Source organism: Metabacillus sp. KUDC1714 (assembly GCF_014217835.1).
Classification (GTDB): Bacteria; Bacillota; Bacilli; order Bacillales; family Bacillaceae; genus Metabacillus; species Metabacillus rhizosphaerae.
In genome coordinates this window covers 5,373,926-5,400,922 of sequence record NZ_CP055263.1, presented here as the reverse complement: position 1 = coordinate 5,400,922, position 26,997 = coordinate 5,373,926, and the positions used below count along the sequence as shown (strand labels likewise).

Sequence of the window (26,997 nt, the reverse complement as noted above, 5' to 3'; positions counted from 1 at the left end):
TGAAATATGAAGAGGAAATGATTATTATGTAAATAATATAACATAATATGTAACAATTAATAACATTAAATTTGGGATGGAGTGATTATTTGATTACAATTAAGGATGTGAACGAATTTTCACAGAGTGAGTTTGTAGCACTTCTTGGCTGGATATTCGAGGATACTCCTTGGATTGCTGACAAAGTATGGGAGTTACGACCTTTTCCTTCGATACAATTTCTTCATCGTTCAATGGTAAAGCTTGTTGAGAAATCTTCAAAGGAAGAAAAGTTCGCTTTAATTCTAGCACATCCTGATTTAGGTACAAAAATAAAATTGTCCACTTCTTCAAAATTTGAACAACAACAAGCAGGTTTAGATCAGCTTTCCCCAAATGAATATAAGCGTTTTCTGGCGCTTAACAACAAATACATTAAGAAATTTGGTTTCCCTTTTGTTTTAGCAGTACGTGGTCATAATAAAGATTCTATTTATGACACAATGAAGAGGAGAGTTAAAAATAAAGAAGAACAAGAATTTGAAACAGCTATGGAGGAAATTTATAAAATATCATGGTTTAGATTAAGAGATATTGTTACAAACGAAGGGAGCTATAATCATGGAAAATCGAACAATGTATTACGGTAAGGAGATGTATATTATAAAAAAATAACCACAATCACATTTGAATAATCCTCCTAGTTTGTTAAAACCGTTTACACGCTAAACGGTTTTTTTATTTAAATAAAGTACCTAGTCAATTATTTTCTGTTTTCGTAAATTGATTTTCTCTATCCTATTTACATATTGAAAAAATCTCTGTAATCTATTGTTTGAATAGTATGAGTTTTTGCATATAGTAGTTTACAGAACTGGGGGAATAAATATGATTAAAGCAATCTTCTTTGATTTAGATGATACATTATTATGGGATCAAAAAAGTGTAAAAGAAGCATTTATCGCTACGTGTCAGATCGCTCATGAAAAATTCGGAGTCGATCCAGATCAATTGGAAGAAGCTGTACGAAATGAAGCGAGAGAGCTATATTCTTCATATGAAACGTATGAATTTACACAAATGATCGGGATTAATCCATTTGAAGGACTGTGGGGAAACTTTTTAGATGATGAAGAGAATTTTAAAAAGATGTCAGAAATCGTTCCCGCATATCGTAAAGAAGCATGGACAAGAGGGCTAAAGGCTTGCGGAATCGATGATCAAGAGTTTGGTGCCAAACTAGCTGAAGAGTTTCCTGCGCAAAGACGTCAAAAGCCATTTGTATATGACGAGTCGTTTAAGGTATTGGACGAGCTAAAGGATACATACCGTCTTTTATTATTAACAAATGGATCACCAGATCTTCAAAATACAAAATTAGATATTACACCTGAGCTTGTTCCATATTTTGAACAAATCATTATCTCTGGTGCATTTGGAAGAGGAAAACCAGATGCTTCTATATTTGAACATGCCTTAGAAAAAATGAATTTAACGAAAGATGAAGCAATCATGGTTGGTGATAATTTAATGACAGATATCCTTGGCGCTTCTCGAGCTGGAATCAAATCTGTTTGGATCAATCGTCATGATAAAGAACGTAATGAAGTTATCCCTACTTTTGAAATTACACATCTTGAAGAACTTTATCCTATTTTAGACAAGTTAAACAAGTAATAACAAAGCGGATGGCCTTGATAAGCGACGTATGAACTGGAGGACTGTGAAGTTCACTAGACGCTGGAGCCTGATGTCAAAGCGCTTATCCTTAGTATTTCCTAAACAAAAATAAAACAGCCTAATACCACTACTGGTATTAGGCTGTTTCAAAAAAGCAAATAGTCTATTATGAATAGGGATCTATGCTTCAGTTAAAAAACTAATCAAAAAAATGTAAAGCGCGAATCTTTTTACTTGAATAAAGACCTTGACTCACTATATATTAGTAAGTGAGATTTTATAGCGCATTAACAATATGCCTATATGGCTATCTTATTTTTTTAATAATTGCAGATAGAGCTAGAGAAATATAAACAAAGGAGGGAATAATCATTATTTATCTATTGATTGGACTTATTACTGTTTTGATTTTAGGTTATTTTTATTATAAAAGTTATATGGCAATAAAAAGCGTTCCATGTATTGACGTAAATCGATCTCAACTTGATGATCATCATGTTGTAGTTGATTTTAGAGATTATAACAATTTATCAGAGAATCAAGCCTTTCAAGCAATTGTCATTCCCATACCTTATTTAAAAAGATTTTATCATGAAATTCCAAGGAAACATGTCTATGTCATCGCTTCTAATAAACTCGAAAAAAATATCGGAATTCGATTTTTACAAAAGCATGGCTTCCAAGTAACAGGTTACAGTTTAGCTGAGTGTGCTTGTCATAATAATACTAGAGATATGGTAATGTAAATGTATAGGAACTATTAAAGTAGTGGATTTTTCATTTGAAATGTCACTGCTTTTTTTATTTGTAAAGCACATCCAAGTTATTGATGCTTGAAAAATCAGAAAATTTTATTGACATTCATGATTTATGATGATATATTTTTTCTTCCATTCAAAATGTTAGGAGGAAAAACGATTGATTACTATAGAAGGCTTAAGTAAATCCTTCAAAGTTGCCAAGCGAACTACTGGTTTGAGGCAGTCTGTGAAAGCGCTGTTTTATAGGGAACATTTTATTGTTGAAGCGTTAAAAGATATCTCTTTTTCTATTGAACCGGGGGAAATTGTAGGCTATATCGGTCCAAATGGTGCAGGTAAATCTACAACGATAAAGTTAATGAGCGGTATTTTGGTTCCTGACCGAGGAACCTGCAGCATTATGGGGTACACTCCTTGGAAGGACAGAGTTTCATATGTTCAAAATATCGGAGTGGTTTTTGGACAACGCTCTCAACTGTGGTGGGATGTACCAGTAATGGACTCATTTGAGCTTCTTCGCGATATTTACAAAATTCCTCAAAAAGAATATAAAGATAATATTAATCTACTTGTAGAAACACTCGATCTGCAAAGTCTCATCAATTCCCCAGTAAGACAATTAAGCTTAGGGCAACGGATGCGTTGTGAAATCGCTGCCTCACTTCTACATAGTCCGAAAATATTATTTTTGGATGAACCAACTATTGGACTTGATGCCGTTTCAAAAATTGCCGTTCGCCAGTTTATTAAAACAATTAATAAAGAAAAAGGAGTTACTGTCATTCTTACCACACATGATATGAATGATATCGAAGCTTTAGCTGACAGAGTCATCTTAATCGGAAAGGGGAGCTTATTGTATGACGGTAAATTGAATGAACTCAGGAGTCGATTTGGGACACTTAAGACAATTACTGCAGATTATCGTGAAACGGTTAATTCATTTGAAATTCATGGAACTTCTTTGCTTTCTTGGTCACCTGAACGGGCTATTATAAGTGTAGATACGGAGAAGGTCATGATATCAGAAGTAGTTTCCCAATTATCAAGCAAGGTTGAATTACTTGATGTCTCTATAGAAGCACAACCAATTGAAGACATTATTGTACAATTATATAAGGAGTATGAAATATGAATGCATATTTTTCCGTATTGAAGCTACGGCTACTAACTGGCATGCAGTATAGGGCAGCTGCTTTGGCAGGGGTGGTGACACAATTTTTTTGGGGATTCATGTATATTATGATTTTTGAAGCATTCTACCAGAATTACTTACATACACCACCTATTTCTTTTACAGAATTAATTACTTATATTTGGCTGCAACAGGCCTTTCTTGCTTTTATCATGCTTTGGTTTCGTGATAATGAATTATTTGATTTAATTACGAGTGGAAATATCGCGTATGAACTTTGTAGACCATGCGGTATCTATGGGTTTTGGTATGCAAAACTTTTAGCACAGCGCTTGTCGAGTGCATTACTTCGAAGCTTTCCCATTCTAATTGTAGCTTTCTTTTTACCGCAACCATACAAAATGACACTACCACCTAGCATAACAACCTTCATGTTATTTCTTTCAGCAATGATTCTAGGTTTACTCCTATTAGTCTCAATATCTATGTTTATTTATATTTCTGTCTTTGTGACGATGTCTCCAGTTGGCTCATTGTTAGTTTTTGGGATCATAGGGGAATTTTTTGCTGGTTTAACTATTCCTATCCCACTTATGCCATCATGGCTGCAAAACATTGCCTACTTGCTTCCATTTCGCTTGACAGCAGATTTTCCTTTCAGGGTCTATTCAGGACACATTCCACAGGATGAGGCACTTATAGGGATATTCATTCAGCTTGGCTGGCTTAGTGTTCTTATTTTATTGGGAAGATATGCTTTTGACAAAGCTTTACAAAGAGTGGTTGTACAAGGAGGATGATTCATTTTGAGTATTTATTTCAAATATCTTAGAATTTTATTTAAATCACAAATGGAATATCGTACATCTTTTTGGCTCTTATCGATCGGACAATTCTTTATTCCATTCACTGTCTTTGCAGGTTTATATTTTCTATTTGAACGCTTCGGGCAAATTAAAGGCTGGAGTTTTTTTGAAGTTGCACTATGTTTTGGGGTTATTCATATGGCATTTGCTATAAGTGAATGTTTTGCTCGAGGGTTTGACTCATTCTCTAGTCTTGTAAAGGAGGGTGAGTTTGATCGACTTCTTGTCCGTCCAAGAAGCACCTTCATTCAAGTGTTAGGATCAAAATTTGAGTTTACGAGATTTGGAAGGCTACTACAAAGCTTATTCGTTTTGGGGTGGGCAATTAGTAATCTTTCCATCGAATGGGACTATTTCAAAGTTATTACCCTCTTACTTATGATTGTCAGCGGTGTATTTATTTTTACTGGAATTTTCATACTTGCTGCTACAATGTGCTTTTGGACAATCCAAGGTTTAGAAGTGGTAAATATATTTACTGATGGTGGAAGAGAGATGGCTCAATATCCATTAAATATCTATCATAAATGGGTATCTAAATTCTTTACATTTATAATTCCATTTGGGTGTGTAAATTACTTGCCGTTGCTGTATATTCTCGATAAAAATCACGGGAACACACTTCTATATATGATGTCTCCTCTTGTTGGGATCATTTTTATCTTTCCTTGTTTACTCATATGGCAATTTGGAGTTAGACATTATCTGTCGACTGGGTCGTGATTCATTAGAGGGTTATACCGTGATATTAAATACTTAAGTTGTTCGCCTATTTTTTAATGAAATAACCTTGATAACCTGAATTTCCTTTGATATAATATTCTAAATATTAAATACATTGAAGAGGAATAGTAGGGTTTTATAAGCGTACAGAGAGCTGTTGGTTGGTGCAAAACAGTCGTAGACAAAATCCGAACTCGCCTTGAAGTAGCTCGCTGAAATTTTTAAGAGTAGGTGGAGACGGAGCCTAACCGTTACAGTAGGAGGATATAGGTTTTATAAAACCCGTGTCTGTCTGAGTGCATACCAATTTGGTATGAATTAGAGTGGTACCGCGTGAGATTTTAACAGTCTTTCGTCTCTTTTAATTTAGAGATGAAAGACTTTTTTGCGTTCTAATGTATCTAAATAAAAATATGTATGATAAATGGAAGGGTGGACTTAAAAAATGGAAAATTATAAAAAGTATGCAAGAGGTTACTTTATGCCCCCAGAGCCAAGCATGAAATGGGCTCAAAAGGAGTATATAACTGAGGCTCCAATGTGGTGTAGTGTAGATCTTAGGGATGGAAATCAGGCTTTGGTTGTGCCAATGACTTTAAAGGAGAAGTTAGAATTTTTTCAATTGCTTGTAAAAATAGGTTTCAAGGAAATTGAAGTTGGCTTCCCAGCTGCATCTGAAACGGAATATGCTTTTTTACGAACGTTGATTGAAGAGGATTTGATCCCGGATGATGTGACGATTCAAGTTTTGACTCAATCAAGAGAACATATTATCAAGAAAACGTTTGAATCACTTCAAGGTGCAAAGCAAGCAGTTGTACACTTATACAATTCAACGTCTGTGTCTCAGCGTCAACAAGTATTCAAAAAATCTAAAGAAGAAATTATCGACATTGCTGTTACTGGTGCAAAACTTCTTCAGAAATATGCTGCTGAAACCGAAGGGAACTTTAAGTTCCAATATTCACCTGAAAGCTTTACAGGTACAGAGGTGGATTTTGCGCTTGAGATATGCAATCGGGTTCTTAATGTATGGCAGCCGACCGCTGAGAATAAAGTAATTATCAATTTGCCAGCTACTGTTTCAATGTCGATGCCTCACGTTTATGCAAGCCAGATTGAATACATGAGTGATCATATGAATTATAGAGAAAATGTTATCTTATCACTTCACCCACATAATGATAGAGGAAGCGGTATTGCGGATGCGGAATTAGGAATGCTAGCCGGTGGACAAAGAATCGAGGGAACATTATTTGGTAATGGCGAAAGAACAGGGAATGTAGACATTGTTACTCTTGCTCTAAATATGTTCTCCCATGGAGTGAATCCGGAATTAAATTTCGAAAATATTCAAGAAATCATTGCTGTGTATGAACGTATGACTAAGATGAAGGTTTATGAAAGACAGCCATACGGTGGTAAACTTGTATTTGCTGCATTTTCAGGCTCACATCAAGATGCAATAGCTAAAGGAATGAAGTGGCGTGAGGAAAACGAATGCGAGCATTGGACGGTTCCTTATTTGTTAATTGATCCAAATGATATTGGAAGAGAGTATGAAGGAGATGTTATCCGGATTAATAGCCAATCTGGTAAAGGTGGAATCGGTTATCTTCTTGAACAGCAATATGGCCTTGATTTACCAGCTAAAATGCGTGAAAACTTTGGGTACATTGTTAAAAATGTATCAGATCATCAGCAAAAAGAGCTTTTGCCTAATGAAATTTATGACATTTTCCAAAAGGAATATGTCAATATCAAAGCACCTGTCGAGTTTGTCAATTACCAGTTTACTAAGCATGATGATTACCAAACCATCGTAGCGATCAAAATAAATGATGAGCTTCAGGAAGTTGCTGGCGAAGGGAACGGAAGATTAGATGCAATCAGTAACGCACTACAAACCAAACTTGGTATTAAATATACTGATTTAGTCTATAAGGAGCATGCTCAAGAAATAGGCTCGGGATCAAACGCCGTTTCTTACGTAGGGATAACAGCTCTAGACGGTACTGTTTATTGGGGCTGTGGGGTTGATATGGATATTATGACCTCTTCTGTAAAAGCTCTGTTTAGTGCTGTTAATAAAATGACTGAGAGTGTAAAACTTCCAATTGGAATGGATTTTTCTTTGACAAACAAATAAGTAAAAAAGAGGTTGGCTAGAAAAGAGTCTCACCCAACGTAACTAGTATATAGTGACTTTTAACTCAACTTTGAGGCTATATATTATGATAAGGGTCTGACGCTTTGTCTTGAGTCAGCCTTTTTTGTGTGTTTAAAAAAGATTTAATAAATAAATCCTAGGGCAAAGTGAAATAGATTTTCAGTTAGTAAGATGGTATAGTATGTGTCGATACTAATAAAGAGAACAAAACAATGTTTTGTAATTTAAAGAGGTAGCTGACAACATGCATTCAACGAATTATTATATAAAGACTTGGCAGAAAGCGTTAAGAGCTGAAATCATGCACTTAAAAACATATGGAAGCACTAAATATTACGTGAAAAATGGGGAGTTAATGACGAGTGATGGGGCATTTACGTATTATTTCGATACGTCTTCTCCTATCCGAATTCCAGTTGGATCAACAATAAGAATGGAATCAGGGAAATTAACAATAATTGGCCGTATCCTTTCTTCAGAGGGGAAAAGTGTGATCGTATCTCTAGAACAATCGTTAGGAAACGATCTTAACGAATTATTTCTCCTTCATGACCCCTGGGAGCTTTTAGACCAGTTACATGATCGCCTGGATGAAATAAAAGAAAGTAAACGTAAACGAGCTCGGATAAAAAGAATGATGAACCCTTCTAATGAAGCAAAACATCCAACAGTTAATATAAAATCCAATGTTCATGAGCTAGTGTTAAGAAGTAAATATAACCCGGTAACTTTTGTTTGGGGACCACCTGGAACAGGTAAGACCTATACACTTGGAAGAGTAGCGGCAAATAAATATTTTAAAGCGAATCGTGTTCTCATTCTTTCACAAAGTAATCAAGCAGTAGATGTGTTAATGACTGAAATTGCACGTTTCATCGATAAAAAAGGTCGGTTTCGAGAAGGAGATTTGTTACGGTATGGATCACAGTCTGCGATCGCTTCAGAATCTTCTCTAACAACTACCGAACTCATCACAAAACGAAATCCAGACTTAGCAAAGCAAAAACTAAGCTTGCAAGAAGAACGCAGATTAATAAAACATGATCTAGGACGCTCTTTTAGTAGACGAGACTCTGAACGTTTATTGGAGATTGAAGGAAAACTTACCAATGTGTTAGAGAAAATACGGCAAAAGGAAATTCAATTTGTTAAAGATGCCGATATTATTGGAACAACACTTTCAAAGGCGGCAAATGATCCTACCATATATGAAAAGGACTATGATCTTGTCATTGTTGACGAAGCAAGCATGGCATACGTTCCACAGGTGGGTTTTGCTGCATCATTAGGTTCTCGTGTTATTATTTGCGGTGATTTTAAACAGCTTCCGCCAATTGCAGCAGCAAGAAGTCCTCTAGTCGATGAGTGGTTAAGGGAGGACATATTTCATAAGGCTGGAGTCGTAGATTGGCTTAATGACGGAAAAAAATTACATCCACACTTGTTTCTTTTAAAAGAACAAAGACGGATGCACCCTGATATTTCTTCGTTTACAAATCAATATATATATGATTCTCTCGTAGGTGATCATGAAAGTGTAAAAATCTCGAGATATGCAATTTTAGAAAGAGCTCCGTTTCCAAATCGTGCTTCTGTTCTTTTAGATAGTAGTTTTACAGGAAGTCATTGTCTCCGTGAAAAATCATCGAACTCGAGATTTAATCTATGGCAGTTACTCTTGTCCTTTCAGCTTATTCATGAATCCTACTTAGCTGGTTCTAGATCAATAGGGTATGTAACACCTTATCGAGCGCAAGCAATTTTGATGGAGACCTTATTATCAGACCTCTATTTAACCGAGCTTCAAGACGCAGACATCACCTCAGCGACTGTTCATCGTTTTCAAGGGAGTGAACGTGATGTAATGTTGTTTGATACTGTTGATAGTTATCCTCAAGGTAGACCAGGAATGCTGTTAGTTGGTAAAGATAGTGAACGGCTTATCAATGTTGCGATTACAAGAACAAGAGGAAAATTCATTCATATTTGTGATCATCATTTTATTCAATCCAATGTTTATCAAACGAAAACGATCCGCAAGCTCGTTGACCATCAGTTTAAACATGATCAGCAAATCCTACCACATCAAGTAGGTGCTTGGATAAAAAATCAACACCCTAATTTAACTTGGATACACGCAAAGAAACTAGACTTAATTATTGAAGATATTCATCAAGCGAGGCTATCGATCTTTGTAGGCTTACCATCGGGCAAAGAATTACCAAAAGAGTGGAAGACCATTTTAAACAATAGAAATGACAAAGTCTTACTAACTTTCATGACTACTGAAAAAATAGAAAACGTAAAAGTTGATAAACATATTAATTATTCTGTCTCATTTCCGTTCATTATCCTTGATCATCAGAAGTTATGGTTAGGTCTACCTGTCGAAGCAACAGTTAACGTTAGACCTCCATACGTAGCTGCTCGCCTTACCTCAAAACCTGTTGTGGACTATTTTCTTTCACAGCTTATATAATTTTATTCGACTAAGGTGTCTTCACGAGTTAGTTCGTTTGAAGAACTTTTGGTAGTAATCCCGAGATTAACTTGTACTAAACAAAGTACAGTATACATAGAACTAGTTATAGCTATCAAGGAGTATATACAGATTTTTGGAGGGGAAACTGGTGGGAGTTTCATTATGTTTTTCTGTATTTTTCTCTCTGTTAACAGGGGTAGGCATATCGATTTTTATCTCTAAATGGTTGAAGGTGAAAATCGACTATATTTTGTCCCTATGTTCTGGCGTTTTATGTGGTGTTCTGTTTTTAGAATTGATACCACATAGTTTTTCAGAATATAAGCCTGGTTCTGTGTTTCTCGGTATAATTGTAGGTTTGCTTCTGATGATGATAATTGATAAATTTATGCATAATAATTCTCACCATGGAGGTTTAGATAAAACAGCATCGTTTTACTTTCTTATTTTAGCGATTACCTTACATAATCTTCCCTCAGGATTAGCTTTGGGAAATCATGTTGATCATGATGGACATTTATTTCATTTAGTTGTTTTTCATCATATTCCAGAGGGTATGACATTAATGATGATCTATTTTGCCACTTCTCTAAAATTACGTCACTTATTTGTTTCACTCGTGTTTTTAAGTTTAAGCTTATACTGCTTTACACTTATCGGCAGTGTTTTTCCAATTCGTAATGGTCATTTTTTAGGTGTGTTACTTGGTATGGCTAGTAGTACTATTGGATATGTGGCAATTTTTGAGTTGTTTTTACCGTCATTGAAAAAAGGATATCACTCTCTCCACTGGCTTAGCCTATTGACAGGGATATTTATCGCAGGATTGCTATTAATTATTGGCTAAGATTGACAATAGCCAATATTTTTTTTATGATAAAATAAGATAATATGAACATATACTCATATTTTGATATATACTAACACAAAGAGGGTGTTTTTTAATGGATGAAGCATTAAATAAGGATAAAGATCAATCTGAACAGCTTGATGAAGAAACATTATTTATCGTATCACAAACATTTAAAGCATTAGGTGATCCAACTAGGATTCGAATTTTACACTTATTATCACATCAAGAGTGTTCCGTGAATGAAATAGCTGAAAATCTTTCACTGATGCAATCCACTGTCTCACACCAGCTTAGATTTTTGAAAAATTTACGTTTGGTTAAGTATCGAAGAGAAGGGACAACATTATATTATTCACCGGATGACGATCATGTGATGAATGTATTACAGCAAACAATTCATCATGCACAGCATCATTAAGCTTTTATATGGAGTGAAGCAAAATGGAAGAATATAAAGTAAAGGGTTTAACATGTGCCAATTGTACAAGAGAATTACAAGAGGAAATCAACAAGTTGCCTTCTGGGGAAACAGCGTCTTTAAGCTATAATACTGGGAAACTTAAATTAGACAGTACCGTTGACATGAATATAGTGAATAAGATTTTATCGTCAGATGGAGCATATATTGAAAATGATGAAGAAGATGGCCACAATCATGAGCATCATACTGGTGTAAACTGGATCGCACTCTTATCTATTTCAGTGTTTTTCTACATTGCGGCATTTATTACTGAACAATGGATCAATGAATATGTAGCAATTGGATTATTTCTTGCTGCGACAGCCTTAAGTGGATACCAAACATTTTTTAAAGGCTTGAAAAACTTAGCGAAGTTAAAATTCAATATCGAAACGCTCATGACTATTGCTCTTATCGGTGCGCTTAGTATTGGTGAGTGGAAGGAAGGAGCACTTGTTGCGATTCTCTTTGGACTTAATGAATATTTAGAAGGTCTTGGAATGCAAAAAGCTAGAAAATCGATGGAAAAGCTTCTAGAGATTGCTCCAAAAGAGGCAACAATCCTCGAAAATGGCCAGGAAAGAATTGTAAAGATTGCTTCCTTGAAGGTAAATCAAATTGTCTTAGTTCGTGCTGGTGAAAAAATACCTTCTGATGGGATTGTTATTGAAGGGAAAAGCTCTGTTAATGAAGCTGCAATTACTGGAGAATCTATGCCAGTCGAGAAGGCAATTGATGAACCAGTTTATGGGGGAAGTATAAATAACGAAGGTGTTCTTAAAGTCAAAATTACGAAAGCTTATGAGGACTCGTCATTAGCAAAAATACTTCATCTTGTTGAGGAAGCACAAGAAACGAAAACACCAACTGAATTATTTATTAATAAATTTGCGAAATACTATACGCCATTAATTATGGTGATCTCGGTTATTGTCATGGTACTTCCACCACTATTATTCAATGGTAACTGGGGAGATTGGTTTTACCAAGGCTTAGCGGTCTTAATCGTAGGCTGTCCTTGTGCATTAGTGTTATCGTCTCCGATTGCGATTGTTTCAGGTATAACAAAAAATGCTCGGAATGGAATCCTTATAAAAGGTGGGGTATTTTTAGAGCAATTAGGAAAGATTACAACGATTGCTTTTGATAAAACTGGTACGCTCACAAAAGGGGAGCCGTATGTAGAGGATCTTGTCGCGTACGATCCAACCTTTTTACAAATTGCTGCATCGATTGAGAAGTCATCATCACATCCAATTGCCAAAGCGGTTATGCGGAAAGCAGAAGGATTAGCATTAGATGAGCCTGATGAAATATCAACAGTATCTGGTAGTGGGATCATTGCAAAAATGAAGGGTATTACTTATTATTTAGGCAATGAAGCACATGTAAACCATCTTAATATAACAGAAAAAGTCAAACAAGATCTTATAGCCTTTAAAGAGTCAGGTATGACTTTAGTCATCTTAGCAAATGAAATGGACGTTCTCGGCATCATGGGAATCTCTGATCAAATTCGTGAAGAAAGTGCAGCTGTTATTGCGAATCTTCATAGTGCAGGGATTAATAATACGATTATGTTAACTGGTGATCATGAAAAGACAGCAGATAAAGTAGCGAAAAAGGTAGGTCTAACATCATATTTCGCTAGTCTATTACCAGATGAAAAAGTTGCAAAAATAAAAGAACTCTCAAAAAATGAAAAGGTTGCGATGGTTGGTGATGGAATAAATGATGCACCAGCACTAGCTACCGCTGATCTTGGAATTGCAATGGGGAAAGGGACAGATAGTGCAATTGAAACAGCTGATATCGTTTTGATGCAAGATCATCTTGGTAAGTTACCATCAGCGATTCGATCTGCTAAAAAAGTTAATTCAATTATTAAATTAAATATTACATTAGCGCTTGTGTTAAAACTGATTGCATTACTATTAACGATTCCAGGGCTATTAACACTTTGGATTGCGATCTTATCAGATATGGGAGCAACGATTTTAGTTACGTTAATTAGCTTAACAGTGCTTTATGAGAAAAAAGATAAAGCTACGATGTAAAAAACTTATAAAAAGCCAACATGAGGAGAAATCTTACTCATCATGTTGGCTTTTTTCTATGCATTAGAATCTGTAAATGCATGGTATATTTTGAAACTTAGATGAATGAGCGAAAATCAAAAGAGCCATTCATCGTGGAACTTCTACTAGGTTACTAGTTTGTAGGGTAGCTTGAAGTGCTCTTTCTTCTTCATTGTTTAATGGGATCAGTGGTAAACGAACACCACCAACAGATATTCCTCTCATATTTAACGCTGCTTTTACTGGTGTTGGGTTTGGTGCAGCAAACATTGCTTTCATTATAGGAAGAAGGTTGCGATGTAAGGTAGCAGCTTCAGTGACATCACCATTTTTAAATTGATTAATCATATCTTGCATTTCATTACCAATGATGTGTGATGATACTGAGATTATTCCCGTTCCACCAATAGCTAAAAGCGGTAATGTTAGGGCATCATCTCCACTGTACACTGAAAAATCATTAGGTGTTTTGCTAATGATCTCTGCCATTGCATCTAAGTCACCACTTGCTTCCTTAATTGAAACAATATTATCTAGTTGTGAGAGACGAACAATGGTCTCTACAGACATGTTAACACTACTTCGACCTGGAATATTATAAAGCATTACTGGCAATGATGTTGTTTCGGCAATCGCTTTAAAGTGTTGATACATTCCTTCTTGTGATGGCTTGTTATAGTATGGAGTAACAAGCATAATTCCATCGACACCTGCTTCTTCAGCAAGACTAGTTAAGCTAATAGAAGCTTTCGTGTTATTTGATCCTGTTCCAGCGATGACAGGAACTCTACCATTAACAATCTGTACAACAAATTTAAATAAATCTACTTTCTCTTCTGTCGTTAAAGTAGGAGACTCACCAGTTGTCCCATTTATAACTAATCCATCCGAACCATTAGCTATTAAATAATTCACTAAATTTTCTGTTGCGTTAAAATCAACCTCACCATTATGATCAAACGGGGTAATCATTGCTGTTAAAACTTGGCCGTAATTCATAACTTCACACCCTTTATATAGTTTTTGTAAATTTAGAGGTGGTCAGGGCCATTCATAGTAAACGCAAAAAAGCAACAACGAGGGATTCGCTGATGCTTAGAAACAATATGTATCAAAAATCGTTCCCGTGCGAAAGATAGCCCTCCATATAGTTCCCTATATGACAGTCCTGCATTTATTCAATAGCAGAACCAGCTTCAAGAACATGAGATTCTATCCACTTCGGCAAATTCCCCTTTCCACAATGATCATAGGACCTCATTCTCCTCATATTGTGTACTAATGTCTTTGCGCCTCTATCCTCACTCCAAATTTATTGAAGTAAGAAAATATTTTTAGTTGACTGTAATATAACAGAAGATTCGATCTTTTGCAAGGATAATTCCGAAAGTTTTTTTCGGAATTGATTTTTCCCTATTAATATAGTAAGTATTACCGCGGATTTCTAAAAATTACATATTTAATTCTAAGGTAATCTCCTCAGTTTCAAATCCAATAGATGTTGATAAATCAACTACATCTAGGTTGGCTGTAACGTAATCGTAATTAGAAAAAATGTCTTGATCAATTTGATCTAATGAAAAATCTATACGTTCTTTGTTTTTATCTGTTGTAATCTCGTAAAGTTCAAAGTGCTCACTAGTATCATCGTTAGTTTCAAAATTATGAAATGTAAGATTTAACCGATATGCTACATTTGGTTTTTCAGTAATGGCGTATGAAGCCTTAGTGTCATTCCATTCTGTTAACCTTGGAGATTCGAGTAGACGATCTTCGTCAATTTCTATTCCACTTTCCTCTTCAAGAAATGAACGCAGCTCACGATTTTCTAGCACATTTGGAAACTGTTGGTTTTCATGATCAGTTCTTAGGTAGAAGGCTTCATTATTAAAAACATCAACTGCTTCAACCTCATTTGTTGCCCCATACAATAACACATAATCATCTGCAAAAATTTCCTGTGGGTAATATGCATGATTATTTTCTTCGTAATTCCAAAAAGCATCCCAGCGTACTTCAGACACATCGATCCCACGTACCGATAACCATTCAGAGAAGGGGAGATGGTGGGATGGAAAATAATGATACGCAAAATGATGACCATATTCATGTGAAAGTGTCTCCTGATATGCTGAAGGTTCTGTGTACTTATCACCTTGATATAACGTAATCGTACTTGTAAGAGCATGATAACTCCCTTTTGTTAACGAAGATGATAGAGGACCACCATTTATTTTTACTTCTTTTAAGAGTTTAATTTCTTCTCCATGCTTATTTTTTATAAGTGTCTTATACAAATCTATTAGTTTTGTCTTATCCCACTCATTTGAATTACTAACAAACTGAATTCCTTCAGGAGATTGATAGGAAGCAATGTATTTCCCATTTACATCATTTGAATTAAAACTGACAAGAAAGGGGAAAGTTAATACTAATATAATAAAATATTGTCGTATTTTCAGCATACATGTCACATCCTTGTTATTATTTTAACATGTATTAGTTTTAAGGTAATTGGTATCATTTGTTTATAATAGAAGGGATTAATAGAGTTAAAGAAACGATGGTAATTAGTAGAAGGGATTATTTGTTGTGATTTTATTTGAAAAAATTGTCAACAAATAATTTTTAAAAAATAGTTTTCAAACAGTGACTTATAGTGTATTATATAAATAATCAGAAAATACAGAAAACTAAATTGTGAGGTGCTTTTAAATGAAATTTGTTAACATTCCTATTGAAAATCGTCTTGATACAAATCCTTTTGTTCACTACTTACAAGAGGGGGATCTTTATCACAAATCAGAAAATGAACTCATTTTAAAGCATTTACACGAATTGCCACAGGACTTTATGGAAATGACATTATTTGATATAGATGGATATGGATGTGTATATAGTTTTTCACATATAACTGACCTTGAAGTTGGTGAGATTGAAACGAAAGTTGCAGTCTTTAAAAAGATATAGCATGAATAGAACAGGCGTGAGTTTACTCACGCCTGTTCTTTATGCTTCATGAGTGTGATTCAATTTCAAGTAATTCCTCAACAATTGTAATAGATGTTTCTGCATAGGACTTTAGCAGTTGAACAAAAATATCTGCAGTCATAATCGCATCATTTAAAGCATGGTGTCTTTCTCTTTCTGTGATATTTAATCGATCAATTAAATTATCTAAATAATTTCGTTTACCAAAAAATAAATCATTGGCTAACACATGAGAATCAATATATTCTGGTAAAAAACAAGGAAGCTTCCATTGTTTGATTACCTTTTTAATGAACTCAATATCGAAGGTAGCGGGGTGTGCGACAAGTATGCTGCCTTTACTAAATTCTAGAAACCTTTTTAATCCTACTGGAAATGATTGTGCCTTATCAAGTGTATCAGACGATAATCCTGTAAGCTCCTGAATGTTTTTTGGGATCTTATTAATCGGTTTCATGACAGTATAAAAAGCATCGTCATATTGAATACAAAAATCTTTCACCTTTATTGCTCCAATTGAAAGAATTTCATCACCTATTTCAGGGAAAAAACCGGTTGTTTCTAAATCGAAAATTGTAAATGTACATGAGGCTAGATCTGTTTTTATTAAACCTTCTTGACTGTGTATAAATTCTTCGATGGATTGTGCAGCTTCTTTATATTCAGGTATCCCTATCATCTTGCTGATTTGAAATTTTAAAAAAAGCTGGTCCCAAAGTAAATATTTTAAGATTTTTAAATCATTCGGCAAACTGTACTACACCACCCGGTTTCGATTAAAGCTGATCTTCGTTATTTGTTGCATACGATGAGCAACTTGCAAAGCTTCTTTTATTTTTAAGCGATCTTCTTTTGAAAGCTCAAAAACGTTCACTTCATTTGTAACTGGTTCATTTTTGGATAACTCCGTTAAATTTTGCTGTAATCGATAAAAATGTAAATAGTGAAGAGCCGTTTTTGCGTTTTCTACGTCTCTAGGATGCATGGCATGAATTTTTTTCAATGCATCAAGCCTTTTCACCGTACTAACTTCATGGATACCATATTTTATCGCGTTAATTCTTGTTGAATAAATAATTTGAGTAAGACCCGTTTTTTTTACGTTTATTATTTTATTTTTTTGCTTTAAATTCATAATTCCAAAAGGGTGGGCAGGTATTTTATAACGGATTGCATCCTTCATTAATAACTGCTGCAGCGTTTTTGAGCGTGTTGCTCTATCTGTTACGAACTCTCGAATTATCTCTGCTAAAGAAAAATCACCATAAATTGGTCTAAAATCATAGAACATAGTAAAGTTCTGTATTTCTTCGGCATCAAGCTCCTTTTTCCACACATCAATTTCATTTTTCCAACCTGTTAATGATCTTCTCCATTTATTTTCTTTGGCCATAATTCCACCAGTACATTCAGGAAATCCAGATTCACTTAAATGATGATTTACCTTTTTCGTAAATATCTCAAAATACTCATCAATTGCTGTCCTATTTGGCAAATGTTCATAATCATTTAAAATCATTCCATTATCCTGATCAGTACGAAATCCTTGTTCATGTCTTGCTTGACTCCCCATTATAATAAAACAGTAATTAATCGGTGGAGTTCCATAGCCTTCAGATTTCATTTCATTTTCAGTAAGTTTAATAATTTGTCTATGGAGATTGTCGTTATGATTTGTAATTACTTCTGCAACTTCATAAGCGTAGCTCTCTTTATCAACTAAGCTCTGAACAAATGATTGGAGTGTTGTGTTTACTAGTGGCCCTTCCTTTATAAGTAAGTCTAAAGAATATGAGTTTTTTACATTGTATGTTAGATCCAAATAGCTAGAATCTTGAAGATTTAGAAAGGATCGACTAGATAATGTACCGATGATTTTTTCATTATAAGTAACTGGTATAAACTCTATTGCCTTATTTTTAATAAAGGAAAGAGCTTCAAATGCGAATGCATCAGCTTCAACGAAATAAGGAGTTTGATCCATCCAGTCTTTAACTTTATTTCTATCTGAATTCTCAGTTATATAATGTAGTATCTCTCTGAATGTTAGGACTCCCAGCATTTTAGAGGAGTTATTGCTAACAACTAATCCCGTTATACCTTCTTCTTTTAAAACGATAGCAGCATTTTCCATCGTTGTCTCTGGATGAATAAAGGTTGGCGAGTCCATTAATACTTTGACACGGGTTTTCAATAATTGGACATTTTCCTCATCCTCGTAAGACGTCTTATTTTTCATCTCGTCATACAAGGATTTTGTCCGTTCCCCGATGCTTCCCCAAATCACTTTCGAAAAATCATTATTGCGGGTCATCATTTCAAAAAAATGGCGCTTATTGAGTTTAAATACAGTACTATCCTCTAAAGCTTGAACAGAAAAATTTAATTCACCACTTGTAAACATCACCATTAATCCGATGATATCACCAGGATAATAATAGCGAAGCGATAATTGCTTCCCATTCCTTTGATGCAGAATATTTTTGGCTAGCCCTGAAACAAGGAAATAAAGATCTATTTCTTCAGCTGATTGGTCCTCATGAAAAATAAATTCATTTTTTGAAAAGGTTGATAGCGTTGCTTTATCCGCCATTTCTTGGAGCTGATAGTCAGTTAATAGTGTAAATGGGTAGTAATCTTTCAAAAGATGTTGTAAATCATTTATTGCCAAGTTAGACACCACCTTCATGTATCATGTATACTTTTACGGTAACATAGAACAGGACGAAAGTTAAAGACTTAAAGGTTACATATGATTTTCTAGCTACATAGTAATTTGTTTGCACAGTTCGTTAAATGAAGGATTTTTTCTTTTTGTGTAGAAAGAATGATTGAGCTTTTTCAACAAGAAAGGAGTTAGACATGGTTAATAAATTTAGATTTGTTCAAGTGGTGTTTGTTTGCATTATATTAATGATTGTAGGTGGCTGTAATACTTCAGGGGAAGTTCAAACTGGAGATTCAGAAACTAAAAAATCCGTTCAAGTCATTGAAGAAAACCCGATTGTGACAATAACTATGGAAAATAATGACGAGATAAAAGTTGAACTTTATCCTAATATCGCACCAAATACTGTAAATAATTTTATCACTCTTGCAGAATCAGGTTTTTATGATGGAGTCATTTTCCATCGAGTCATACCTGGTTTCATGATTCAAGGTGGGGATCCAGATGGCACCGGTACTGGTGGTCCTGATTACAGTATAAAAGGAGAATTTACTTCTAATGGCTTTGAAAATAATGTGAAGCATGAAAGAGGTGTAATTTCCATGGCACGTACTCAGGAACCTGACTCAGCAGGATCTCAATTTTTCATTATGGTTGCAGATGCTAGTAGTTTAGATGGTGACTATGCTGCTTTTGGAAAAGTAACCGAGGGAATGGAAGCAGTGGATCGCATTGTTGATGTTAAAACAGATCAACAAGACAAGCCAATAGAGGAGCAAAAGATTAAACAAGTAACCGTTGAAACGTTTGGAATTGAATATCCTGAGCCAAAAAAAGTAGAATAGGTTAATTCTTCCCAAATGGTGTAACACTTTGTTCAAGGAGTTACCTCTGTATACCGCTTACATACTAAACGTATCACCTCACCATCAACACAATTGAAAAGATTTGTTCATAGGTGATCTTTCCTGGAAGGAGGAAAAAATTAATGCTTATCGAAATCTGGTCAGACATTATTTGTCCGTATTGTTATATTGGAAAACGTCGCTTGGAAGAGGCGCTTGCGAAATTTCAACATAAAGAAGAAGTGAAAATTGAGTATCGTAGCTTTGAACTTAACCCAGATGCAAAGGTTCATTATGAAGAAGACAATATAGAGCTTTTGTCTAAAAAATATGGTACTTCTAAAGAACAAATCAAGGCGATGAATCTGCAATTAACAGAACAAGCAAAAGAGGTTGGATTGACCTATCATTTAGATAAAATAAAAGCAACAAATACTTTGAATGCTCATCGTTTAATTCATTTAGCAAAGCAATTCGGGAAAGAAAATGAAATGGTTGAACGGTTATTTAAAGCTTATTTTACAGAAGTAAGACATGTTGGAGAAATGAAAACGTTAATAGAACTAGCAACTGAAATTGGATTAGATCAACAAAAGGTGCAATCAATGTTAAATAGTAATGAATATGAAGCAGATGTTCGTGCACAAGAACAAGACGCACAACAAATCGGTGTTACAGGTGTACCTTTTTATGTAATAAATCGCAAATATGCGATTTCTGGGGCTCAACCATCTGAGGTTTTTTTAGAAGTAATGGAAAAGGTTTGGATTGAAGAAGTAGAAAAGTAAGATCAAATGGCATTGAATCGTTTTTACCAATGAGGCTGACAAGCATTTTGTCAGCCTATTTCATTATTTAATAGAAGAAAAAAACTGCCTTATGCATTACAAAAAAGTTTTTATATGAATATACCTTATTTGAAATGTGTTTTTTAGCTTAATAGCGAGTGAACTCTTTCCGCTAGCAAATTATATTCAGAATAAAGTTTAGTCCCTTCCTCATAAATCCCAGGTGTATCTGTACTTTCAACCGGTTCCTCGATTGGAAGCTGACTTAGAAGGTTTGTATTGAGCTTATTTGCTAACTCTGTTCCGCCACCCTTTCCAAATAAATAGTACAATTCCGCGCGATCATTTGGTTTAAAATAAGCCATATTTTCCACTACACCTAGAATGTCATGTTTGGCCTTTAACGCCATTGTACCAGCACGTTCCGCCACATGTGCTGCAGTCTTGTGTGGTGTTGTAACTATGATCTCTTTGCTTTGTGGAATAAAGTGATGCATATCAAGTGCAACATCTCCAGTGCCTGGTGGCATATCTAACAGGACGTAATCCAACTCACCCCACAAGACATCCTTTGAAAAGTGTTCCACCATTTTGCCAAGCATGGGACCTCTCCATACAACTGGTTCATTATTTTTTATAAGGAAACCCATTGACATTACTTTAACCCCATGGGATTCAACCGGAATGATTTTTCCATTTACTGTTTTTGGGCTACTTTGCAAATTCATGATCTTCGGGATACTAAATCCATAAATATCGAGATCGATGAGTGCCACTGTTTTTCCCATCCTTGCTAGCGCAATTGCTAAATTAACAGAAACAGTTGATTTCCCAACTCCACCTTTTCCACTTGTTATCGCAATAACAGAACCATTCATCATATCCAACACCTCATTATCTTTTTTCGAACATTTTTTGAATAAAAGATTTACTGTGACATTTTTCACATTCATCTAAAAAAACTTCCATTACAATGGTGAGAGTTGATTAACAACCATCATAAATGAAGACTACCAGATAAACCCTTCAATATATGTAATAAAAGTCACAGGGGGAGAGTATATGAACACATTTGAACGAACTTTTTATTCAAAAACTAGTAAATATTCATTTTTTGTCATATTAATTCTACTATTCACAGTTTGGATTGGGACTGAAAAGTTTTTACATTTTGACATGGCATTAATGGGATATTTGATTTCATCGCTTATTTTCGCAATCGGATTAACAATTCGTATGTGTGCTTGGCTAATTCGTCCCGCTACAAAACAGGTTGTAAAAAGAAGTATTAAAAATTTAAAAACGAAAAAGCGAACAAAACGAAATATTACGTCTATTTTAAAAACAGCATTTGATAATATTTTTCTTCAAAAATTTATCTTTAAACGTGGAATCTATCGTGGGATTACCCATTTCATGATTGCATGGGGCTGTATTGGGTCGTTTGCGATCACATTTGGCTTAACGTTTGGGTGGATGCATTTTGAATTAGTTGACCCTGAAACTTATGTAATTGTCGTCATGGGATTGAATACGATCCAAATGGCTGCCCACGGTATATTCGCAGAAATGGTTTATAACGGATTGAATATCACAGCAACAATGGTATTGATTGGAGTATCAATGGCACTAGCGAGAAGAATTGTTAATCAAGATGTAAAAGTAACACAAAGAGCAGAGTTTGATCTATTTCCATTAGTTTTATTATTATCCGTTACAGTATCTGGTTTAGTTTTAACCGTTTCCTATGCTTTATTAGAAGGCTGGATGCATCATTATTTAACACTATTCCATCAAGTAACAGTGGTTGTTTTATTGATTTACTTTCCATTCGGAAAATTATTCCACTTGCCAATTCGACCTCTTGCAACTGCAGTACCAATGAACTATCAAGAGCATGTGAAAGTTGATACAAGACCTTGTAACAGCTGTGGAGAGACATATAGCTCAGATGATCAGATTTCGGACGTTCAAAGTATACTGGCTGTCCAAAGCTTTGACCTACAGCTAGAGGATGGCACATTTTTATCTGATTACTGTCCTGCTTGTCGAAGAAGGATTCGTGTCATGAAGCAGCTAAATATGGAAAATCCAATCCAATCTGAAACCAAGCCTGTTTTAACAATGAATGGAATTCACCTATCTGGCTTTGGTAAAACACGCACAGATGATTATTATGATCTTCCTGATCATGTGCAAGATGAATTAAAAAAATATAAAGATAAAAGGGGAGCCGAAAAATGAGTCAATTTTTAGCAAAAGAAGGCGTGAAAAATCTTCATAAACCAGGTGAAAAATTAATTACAACTCATTGTTGTTACTGTGGTATGCAGTGTGGTATGCATATCCGTGTCAATGAAAAATCAGGAAAAGTGGTTGGGGTTGAACCGCGATATGACTGGCCAGTAACAAACGGAAAAATGTGTCCAAAAGGTGTAACAGCCTATCAAACTATTGAACACGAGGATCGTATTTTAAAACCGTTAATTAAGAGAAATGGAAAATTAGTTGAAGCTTCATGGAAAGAAGCGCTAGATTTAATTGAGAAAAACTTTAAAAAGCTTCAAAAAGAGAGTGGAAAGGATGCTGTTGCTGTCTTTGGCGGTGTATCGATGACAAACGAAAAATGCTACCTCGTTGGTAAATATGCACGTGTTGGATTAGGCACTCGTTTTATCGATTATAATGGTCGATTTTGTATGAGTTCCGCAGCAGGTGGATTTATAAGAACATTAGGTACGGATCGTGGATCTACATTGCCTTGGCCGGAATTAGAGCACACTGATTGCTTCTTCATTGCAGGATCTAATACAGCAGAATGTCATCCAACAAGTATTCAATGGCTGTGGAAGGCAAAAGACAAAGGAGCTAAATTAATTGTTGCTGATCCTAGGGAAACACCGACAGCTCGTGTAGCTGATGTTCATTTAGATTTAAAACCAGGCACTGATTCAGCTCTAGCTAACGGTATGCTCCATATTATTGTAAAAGAAGGCTATGTAGATGAGGAATATGTAAGTGAGCGCTGTAACAACTATGAGGAATTGAAAAAAACAATTGAAAAATTCACACCTGAGTACACATCACAACTTACTGGTGTAGCTGTCGAAAAAATTATTAAAGCAGCACATATTTTCGGAATGTCACCACGCTCAGTTGTTATGTTTGCACGTGGTGTTGAGCAACAAACTAAAGGTGTTGACAATGTATCTTTATATACAACAATGGCATTACTTCGTGGACAAATTGGAAAATTCGCTTCAGGTGTTGCGACATTTACAGGTCAAGGAAATGGTCAAGGGGGACGTGAACATGGTCAAAAAGCAGATTTACTACCTGGTTATCGTAAACTAACAGACCCTGCAGCAGTTGAATATGTATCAAGTGTATGGGGAATTGATCCAAGTGAAATGCCAAAACCTGGGGTGTCAGCATATGAAATGTTTGATGAAATTGAACAAGGAAACATACGCGGAATGCATGTGATCTGTAGTAACCCTGCAGTTTCAGCCCCAAATTTAGAGCATATTTGGAAAGGCTTCGAAAAACTTGATTTTTTAGTTGTCAGTGATTTTTTTCTTTCAGAAACAGCACAATTTGCTGATGTCGTATTACCTGCGACAACTTGGGCTGAAGATGATGGAACAACAACGAATTTAGAAGGACGTGTTATTAGGATTCGAAAAATCCGAGAGCCACTTGGGGAATCACAACCAGATTGGAAAATCTTGAGTATGATTGCAGAACGTATGGGTCGTGGTCAATTCTTCCCATATAACAATGCTAGTGAAATATTTGAAGAATTCCGCTTAGCGTCTAAAGGTGGTAAAGCAGATTATTACGGAATTACTTGGGATCGTATTGATAGGGAAGATGGTGTTTTTTGGCCATGTCCTTCTAAAGATCATCCAGGTACACCAACAATGTTTACGGAATCTTTTGGTACTCCTGATGGAAAAGCAAATCTTGCATGTATTGAATGGCAGGAAGCAGGAGAAACACCAACAAATCAATTTCCGTTATTCCTCACTACCGGCCGTGTTGTCTTCCATTATTTATCAGGTAATCAAACTCGTAGAGTTAATTTTCTTTATGAACAATGCCCAGAGCCATATGCAGAAATCCACCCTGCTTTAGCAAGTCAATATAATATACACGATGGTGAACAAGTGAAGCTAGTATCACCACGATCACACATGGTGGTTAAAACTCGAATCACAAAAGCGATTCGTAAGGATACTGTTTTTGTTCCTTATCATTGGGGGAAAGAATTAGCTGTTAACCAATTAACAAGTGATCATCTAGATCCATACTCCAGGATGCCAGAATTTAAAGTTTGTTCATTAAAAATAGAAAAATTATAAAACTGATTGGCTCTTTTCTAAAAGATTGTTGTTTTTGAACAAAAATGATTAGGTTAATTGGAACGGATATGCGAGACTCCTGTGGGAGTAGCGGGACAGATGAGACCCCGCAGGCACTTCGCGCTGAGGAGGCTCATCGCCCGCCCCACGGAAAGCGAGCATCCTCTCGCTGCAATCAACCAACCCAATACTATTTTAAAAGCAACAAAGTTTGCGAAAACAGCCAACTGATTAAAAGAAAGAGGTGCAATATCGTCATGAATAAAATCATGTATTTAGAATTCGAAAGATGTATCGGCTGTCGAGCATGTCAAGCAGCATGTCGTGAATGTGGAGATCATGATGCAAAAGAACGAAACTATGTGGAATATGTTGACTTTACAGAAAGCCGCCAAACATATCCAATGCTTTGCATGCAATGTAAAGACCCAGCGTGTGCTCGTGTATGCCCAGCAAATGCCATTCAAATTACGGATGAAGGCGTTGTTTTATCTGCTATGGAGGAAAAGTGTATTGGCTGTCGTAACTGTACATTTGGCTGTCCATTCGGGATACCTAAGTTTGATTTTGAAGAGAATAAAATGTATAAATGCGACATGTGCTATGACCGTTCAAAGCATGATATTGCGCCAATGTGTGCTTCCGTTTGTCCGAGTGATGCTATTCGATTTATTGATTTTGATGAAATGCAGCAATTACGCCGGAAACGTTCTCAAATGAACTTAGTTGAAGGGAAAAAGCCCCAAGAGGGAAATAAGTGGGACTATGTACCTGAATTTTTCGGTGTATATACAGATTAAAATTAGAATCGAGAGGGAGTAGCGAAAATGGCAAATGATAATAAGCGAAAACGAAATGAAAAAGAAACTAAGAGTGATATGATTCATTTAATAGACAATCTAAATCGTGCTGATGATTTAAAATTTAATCGCCGCGCATTTTTGAAATCTGCTGTTGGAGCTTCCATTACACTTGGAATTGCTACTTTGCCTTTTTCTGGTTTAGCTTTCTCAAATAATAAAGATCACTCAAATCGTGTTGAAATCGCAAAACTAGCTGATATACCAAAAGACAGTGCCATTAATTTCAATTATCCTACAGATGATGAACCTGCTATATTAGTTCATACAAAAGAAGGAAAGTTAAAAGCATATAATAATAAATGTACTCACCTGCAATGTCCAGTTTTTTACGAAAAGGAAGAGTCAGTGTTACTCTGCCCCTGTCATAGAGGATTTTTTAGTGTAGACAATGGTCATCCTTTAGCTGGTCCACCTCAAAGAGAATTACCACTAATTGAATTAGAAGTTGAGGCAGGTACAATTTATGCGGTAGGGAGACAGATACGTCATGGGTAATAAATTCTACTGGATTATCATTTTTTCCACGTTACTTGTAAATGTCATCATGCTGCAAATGACAATTGAATCTTATTTTGGTGAGGAATATAAACATGTTTGGACATTTAGTAGTATAGCAATTATTTCCACTATCATCTGTCTTATTACTTTTATACAATGGAATAAACAAGAGTACAAATAGTTTTAAAACGGAAGGTGTGTAAAGTGTTTACATGCCTTTCTTTTTGTCTTTTTTCATAGATGGGCATCTTCTTAAAAAGATGATAAAATTAAAATCTGTATAATAGATCTATGTCATTAGAAACCACAATAATTTCGGGAAAGCCTTTTTTAAAACTAAGATAAGTCAGTAATTATGTATTCCAAGATGATCTTATGAACATAATGAAATTAGTATGGATTAGGAGGATGCATAAATGAACCATAACAAAGATTACGATCGTGACCATGATCGTGAAGACATGTTAACAGACGATCTATTAATTGATGTACTTGAGGCATCTTACAAAATAGAAAATGAGTTAATGAGGCAGTATATCATGACTGCAGAAAGAATTCATAACAATGAAGAGTTAAAGGACCGCTTACAAAATTTTGCACAAGGTAACGCTAAACGCACAAGTCAACTTGTAGATGAATTGAATCAAATGAAAAATCAGAAATGAACCTAAAGTTTTCCTTTTTGAAAACGATCATTCATTTAAATGGCCATTCACTTGGTGAATAGGTCATTTTGTATTGAATATAATACAATAGTGAGAAATATCTATGTAAATATGACAATCTAAATGTA

At 35.3% G+C, this 26,997-nt stretch carries 25 protein-coding genes, 1 riboswitch and 1 other annotated feature; of the genes, 20 read left to right on the top strand and 5 right to left on the bottom strand.

Annotated elements, in window-relative coordinates; translation table 11 throughout:
* Window positions 1-89: 89 nt before the first annotated feature.
* The 11 genes from uraD (at window position 90) to HUW50_RS24880 (ending at window position 13,166) form a co-directional block, all read left to right on the top strand.
* The gene (gene uraD, locus HUW50_RS24930; RefSeq protein WP_083964467.1) at window positions 90-629 is read left to right on the top strand and encodes a 2-oxo-4-hydroxy-4-carboxy-5-ureidoimidazoline decarboxylase; all 540 of its coding nucleotides are present in this window, start codon (window positions 90-92) and stop codon (window positions 627-629) included.
* 238 nt (window positions 630-867) lie between these two features.
* Window positions 868-1,656: an HAD family hydrolase gene (locus HUW50_RS24925; protein ID WP_066327352.1), complete on the top strand. Its 789-nt coding sequence runs from the start codon at window positions 868-870 to the stop codon at window positions 1,654-1,656.
* A 440-nt stretch (window positions 1,657-2,096) separates the two neighbouring features.
* Window positions 2,097-2,405: a sulfurtransferase gene (locus HUW50_RS24920; RefSeq protein WP_185653455.1), complete on the top strand. Its 309-nt coding sequence runs from the start codon at window positions 2,097-2,099 to the stop codon at window positions 2,403-2,405.
* A gap of 172 nt (window positions 2,406-2,577) precedes the next feature.
* A complete protein-coding gene (locus HUW50_RS24915; RefSeq protein WP_066327333.1) occupies window positions 2,578-3,555 on the top strand; it encodes an ABC transporter ATP-binding protein in 978 nt (325 codons plus the stop codon).
* Window positions 3,552-4,355, top strand: a complete 804-nt coding sequence (locus HUW50_RS24910) for an ABC transporter permease (protein ID WP_066327328.1) — start codon at window positions 3,552-3,554, stop codon at window positions 4,353-4,355. Before HUW50_RS24915 ends, HUW50_RS24910 begins: the two co-directional genes overlap by 4 nt.
* Window positions 4,356-4,361: 6 nt before the next feature.
* Window positions 4,362-5,144, top strand: coding sequence for an ABC transporter permease (locus HUW50_RS24905; RefSeq protein ID WP_185653454.1), 783 nt, complete (start codon window positions 4,362-4,364; stop codon window positions 5,142-5,144).
* 106 nt (window positions 5,145-5,250) lie between these two features.
* Window positions 5,251-5,507, top strand: a binding site (T-box leader).
* An 82-nt stretch (window positions 5,508-5,589) separates the two neighbouring features.
* Window positions 5,590-7,293 (top strand): 2-isopropylmalate synthase, encoded by a 1,704-nt coding sequence (locus tag HUW50_RS24900; protein ID WP_066327324.1) that lies wholly within the window; start codon window positions 5,590-5,592, stop codon window positions 7,291-7,293.
* 265 nt (window positions 7,294-7,558) lie between these two features.
* Window positions 7,559-9,793 carry a DEAD/DEAH box helicase gene (locus tag HUW50_RS24895; RefSeq protein ID WP_066327311.1) on the top strand — a complete coding sequence of 745 codons (2,235 nt, stop codon included), beginning with the start codon at window positions 7,559-7,561 and terminating at the stop codon, window positions 9,791-9,793.
* Between the two features lie 151 nt (window positions 9,794-9,944).
* A complete protein-coding gene (locus HUW50_RS24890) occupies window positions 9,945-10,643 on the top strand; it encodes a ZIP family metal transporter (protein WP_185653453.1) in 699 nt (232 codons plus the stop codon).
* A gap of 97 nt (window positions 10,644-10,740) precedes the next feature.
* Complete coding sequence (locus HUW50_RS24885; protein WP_066327305.1) at window positions 10,741-11,067, top strand: ArsR/SmtB family transcription factor; 327 nt, start codon at window positions 10,741-10,743, stop codon at window positions 11,065-11,067.
* Between the two features lie 23 nt (window positions 11,068-11,090).
* The gene (locus HUW50_RS24880; protein WP_066327298.1) at window positions 11,091-13,166 is read left to right on the top strand and encodes a heavy metal translocating P-type ATPase; all 2,076 of its coding nucleotides are present in this window, start codon (window positions 11,091-11,093) and stop codon (window positions 13,164-13,166) included.
* 129 nt (window positions 13,167-13,295) lie between these two features.
* Here the strand turns inward: HUW50_RS24880 and dapA are convergent, their stop codons facing one another.
* Both dapA and HUW50_RS24870 read right to left on the bottom strand, forming a co-directional pair.
* A complete protein-coding gene (gene dapA, locus HUW50_RS24875; RefSeq protein ID WP_066327296.1) occupies window positions 13,296-14,186 on the bottom strand; it encodes a 4-hydroxy-tetrahydrodipicolinate synthase in 891 nt (296 codons plus the stop codon).
* A gap of 129 nt (window positions 14,187-14,315) precedes the next feature.
* Window positions 14,316-14,493, bottom strand: a riboswitch (Lysine riboswitch).
* Between the two features lie 145 nt (window positions 14,494-14,638).
* Window positions 14,639-15,652 carry a hypothetical protein gene (locus HUW50_RS24870; protein WP_066327280.1) on the bottom strand — a complete coding sequence of 338 codons (1,014 nt, stop codon included), beginning with the start codon at window positions 15,650-15,652 and terminating at the stop codon, window positions 14,639-14,641.
* A 250-nt stretch (window positions 15,653-15,902) separates the two neighbouring features.
* Here HUW50_RS24870 and HUW50_RS24865 point away from each other — a divergent pair, with 250 nt between their 5' ends.
* The gene (locus tag HUW50_RS24865) at window positions 15,903-16,157 is read left to right on the top strand and encodes a hypothetical protein (protein WP_066327278.1); all 255 of its coding nucleotides are present in this window, start codon (window positions 15,903-15,905) and stop codon (window positions 16,155-16,157) included.
* 46 nt (window positions 16,158-16,203) lie between these two features.
* Here the strand turns inward: HUW50_RS24865 and HUW50_RS24860 are convergent, their stop codons facing one another.
* Complete coding sequence (locus HUW50_RS24860) at window positions 16,204-16,929, bottom strand: 3'-5' exonuclease (protein WP_066327276.1); 726 nt, start codon at window positions 16,927-16,929, stop codon at window positions 16,204-16,206.
* Between the two features lie 6 nt (window positions 16,930-16,935).
* Window positions 16,936-18,849, bottom strand: coding sequence for a DUF294 nucleotidyltransferase-like domain-containing protein (locus HUW50_RS24855; protein ID WP_232328971.1), 1,914 nt, complete (start codon window positions 18,847-18,849; stop codon window positions 16,936-16,938).
* A gap of 191 nt (window positions 18,850-19,040) precedes the next feature.
* On the opposite strand from HUW50_RS24855, the gene HUW50_RS24850 reads away from it, so the two are divergent.
* Entirely contained in the window at window positions 19,041-19,691 is a 651-nt protein-coding gene (locus HUW50_RS24850; protein WP_083964464.1) for a peptidylprolyl isomerase, read from the top strand.
* Between the two features lie 143 nt (window positions 19,692-19,834).
* The gene (locus tag HUW50_RS24845) at window positions 19,835-20,479 is read left to right on the top strand and encodes a DsbA family oxidoreductase (RefSeq protein WP_066327272.1); all 645 of its coding nucleotides are present in this window, start codon (window positions 19,835-19,837) and stop codon (window positions 20,477-20,479) included.
* 143 nt (window positions 20,480-20,622) lie between these two features.
* Here HUW50_RS24845 and HUW50_RS24840 read toward each other — a convergent pair whose 3' ends face one another.
* Complete coding sequence (locus tag HUW50_RS24840) at window positions 20,623-21,432, bottom strand: Mrp/NBP35 family ATP-binding protein (protein WP_066327270.1); 810 nt, start codon at window positions 21,430-21,432, stop codon at window positions 20,623-20,625.
* A gap of 109 nt (window positions 21,433-21,541) precedes the next feature.
* Here HUW50_RS24840 and HUW50_RS24835 point away from each other — a divergent pair, with 109 nt between their 5' ends.
* The 6 genes from HUW50_RS24835 (at window position 21,542) to HUW50_RS24810 (ending at window position 26,869) form a co-directional block, all read left to right on the top strand.
* Window positions 21,542-22,723: an MFS transporter gene (locus HUW50_RS24835; protein ID WP_066327268.1), complete on the top strand. Its 1,182-nt coding sequence runs from the start codon at window positions 21,542-21,544 to the stop codon at window positions 22,721-22,723.
* Entirely contained in the window at window positions 22,720-24,843 is a 2,124-nt protein-coding gene (gene fdhF / locus HUW50_RS24830; protein WP_066327262.1) for a formate dehydrogenase subunit alpha, read from the top strand. Before HUW50_RS24835 ends, fdhF begins: the two co-directional genes overlap by 4 nt.
* 257 nt (window positions 24,844-25,100) lie before the next feature.
* Window positions 25,101-25,643: a 4Fe-4S dicluster domain-containing protein gene (locus HUW50_RS24825; protein WP_066327259.1), complete on the top strand. Its 543-nt coding sequence runs from the start codon at window positions 25,101-25,103 to the stop codon at window positions 25,641-25,643.
* A gap of 27 nt (window positions 25,644-25,670) precedes the next feature.
* Window positions 25,671-26,201, top strand: coding sequence for a QcrA and Rieske domain-containing protein (locus HUW50_RS24820; protein WP_083964463.1), 531 nt, complete (start codon window positions 25,671-25,673; stop codon window positions 26,199-26,201).
* Entirely contained in the window at window positions 26,194-26,385 is a 192-nt protein-coding gene (locus HUW50_RS24815; protein ID WP_066327250.1) for a hypothetical protein, read from the top strand. The genes HUW50_RS24820 and HUW50_RS24815 overlap by 8 nt, the downstream gene beginning before the upstream one ends.
* A 235-nt stretch (window positions 26,386-26,620) precedes the next feature.
* A complete protein-coding gene (locus HUW50_RS24810) occupies window positions 26,621-26,869 on the top strand; it encodes a hypothetical protein (protein ID WP_066327247.1) in 249 nt (82 codons plus the stop codon).
* The last annotated feature ends 128 nt before the right edge of the window (window positions 26,870-26,997 follow it).

Excerpts from the sequence above, each read along its gene's own strand:
- HUW50_RS24825 (WP_066327259.1), top strand. The coding sequence starts at position 25,101 with ATGAATAAAATCATGTATTTAGAATTCGAAAGATGTATCGGCTGTCGA.
- HUW50_RS24900 (WP_066327324.1), top strand. The coding sequence starts at position 5,590 with ATGGAAAATTATAAAAAGTATGCAAGAGGTTACTTTATGCCCCCAGAG.
- HUW50_RS24880 (WP_066327298.1), top strand. The coding sequence starts at position 11,091 with ATGGAAGAATATAAAGTAAAGGGTTTAACATGTGCCAATTGTACAAGA.
- HUW50_RS24910 (WP_066327328.1), top strand. The coding sequence starts at position 3,552 with ATGAATGCATATTTTTCCGTATTGAAGCTACGGCTACTAACTGGCATG.
- HUW50_RS24815 (WP_066327250.1), top strand. The coding sequence starts at position 26,194 with ATGGGTAATAAATTCTACTGGATTATCATTTTTTCCACGTTACTTGTA.
- HUW50_RS24925 (WP_066327352.1), top strand. The coding sequence starts at position 868 with ATGATTAAAGCAATCTTCTTTGATTTAGATGATACATTATTATGGGAT.
- HUW50_RS24850 (WP_083964464.1), top strand. The coding sequence starts at position 19,041 with ATGGTTAATAAATTTAGATTTGTTCAAGTGGTGTTTGTTTGCATTATA.
- HUW50_RS24865 (WP_066327278.1), top strand. The coding sequence starts at position 15,903 with ATGAAATTTGTTAACATTCCTATTGAAAATCGTCTTGATACAAATCCT.
- HUW50_RS24870 (WP_066327280.1), bottom strand. The coding sequence starts at position 15,652 with ATGCTGAAAATACGACAATATTTTATTATATTAGTATTAACTTTCCCC.
- HUW50_RS24810 (WP_066327247.1), top strand. The coding sequence starts at position 26,621 with ATGAACCATAACAAAGATTACGATCGTGACCATGATCGTGAAGACATG.
- HUW50_RS24840 (WP_066327270.1), bottom strand. The coding sequence starts at position 21,432 with ATGAATGTGAAAAATGTCACAGTAAATCTTTTATTCAAAAAATGTTCG.
- fdhF (WP_066327262.1), top strand. The coding sequence starts at position 22,720 with ATGAGTCAATTTTTAGCAAAAGAAGGCGTGAAAAATCTTCATAAACCA.
- HUW50_RS24895 (WP_066327311.1), top strand. The coding sequence starts at position 7,559 with ATGCATTCAACGAATTATTATATAAAGACTTGGCAGAAAGCGTTAAGA.
- HUW50_RS24835 (WP_066327268.1), top strand. The coding sequence starts at position 21,542 with ATGAACACATTTGAACGAACTTTTTATTCAAAAACTAGTAAATATTCA.
- HUW50_RS24920 (WP_185653455.1), top strand. The coding sequence starts at position 2,097 with ATGGCAATAAAAAGCGTTCCATGTATTGACGTAAATCGATCTCAACTT.
- HUW50_RS24820 (WP_083964463.1), top strand. The coding sequence starts at position 25,671 with ATGGCAAATGATAATAAGCGAAAACGAAATGAAAAAGAAACTAAGAGT.
- HUW50_RS24885 (WP_066327305.1), top strand. The coding sequence starts at position 10,741 with ATGGATGAAGCATTAAATAAGGATAAAGATCAATCTGAACAGCTTGAT.
- HUW50_RS24845 (WP_066327272.1), top strand. The coding sequence starts at position 19,835 with ATGCTTATCGAAATCTGGTCAGACATTATTTGTCCGTATTGTTATATT.
- dapA (WP_066327296.1), bottom strand. The coding sequence starts at position 14,186 with ATGAATTACGGCCAAGTTTTAACAGCAATGATTACCCCGTTTGATCAT.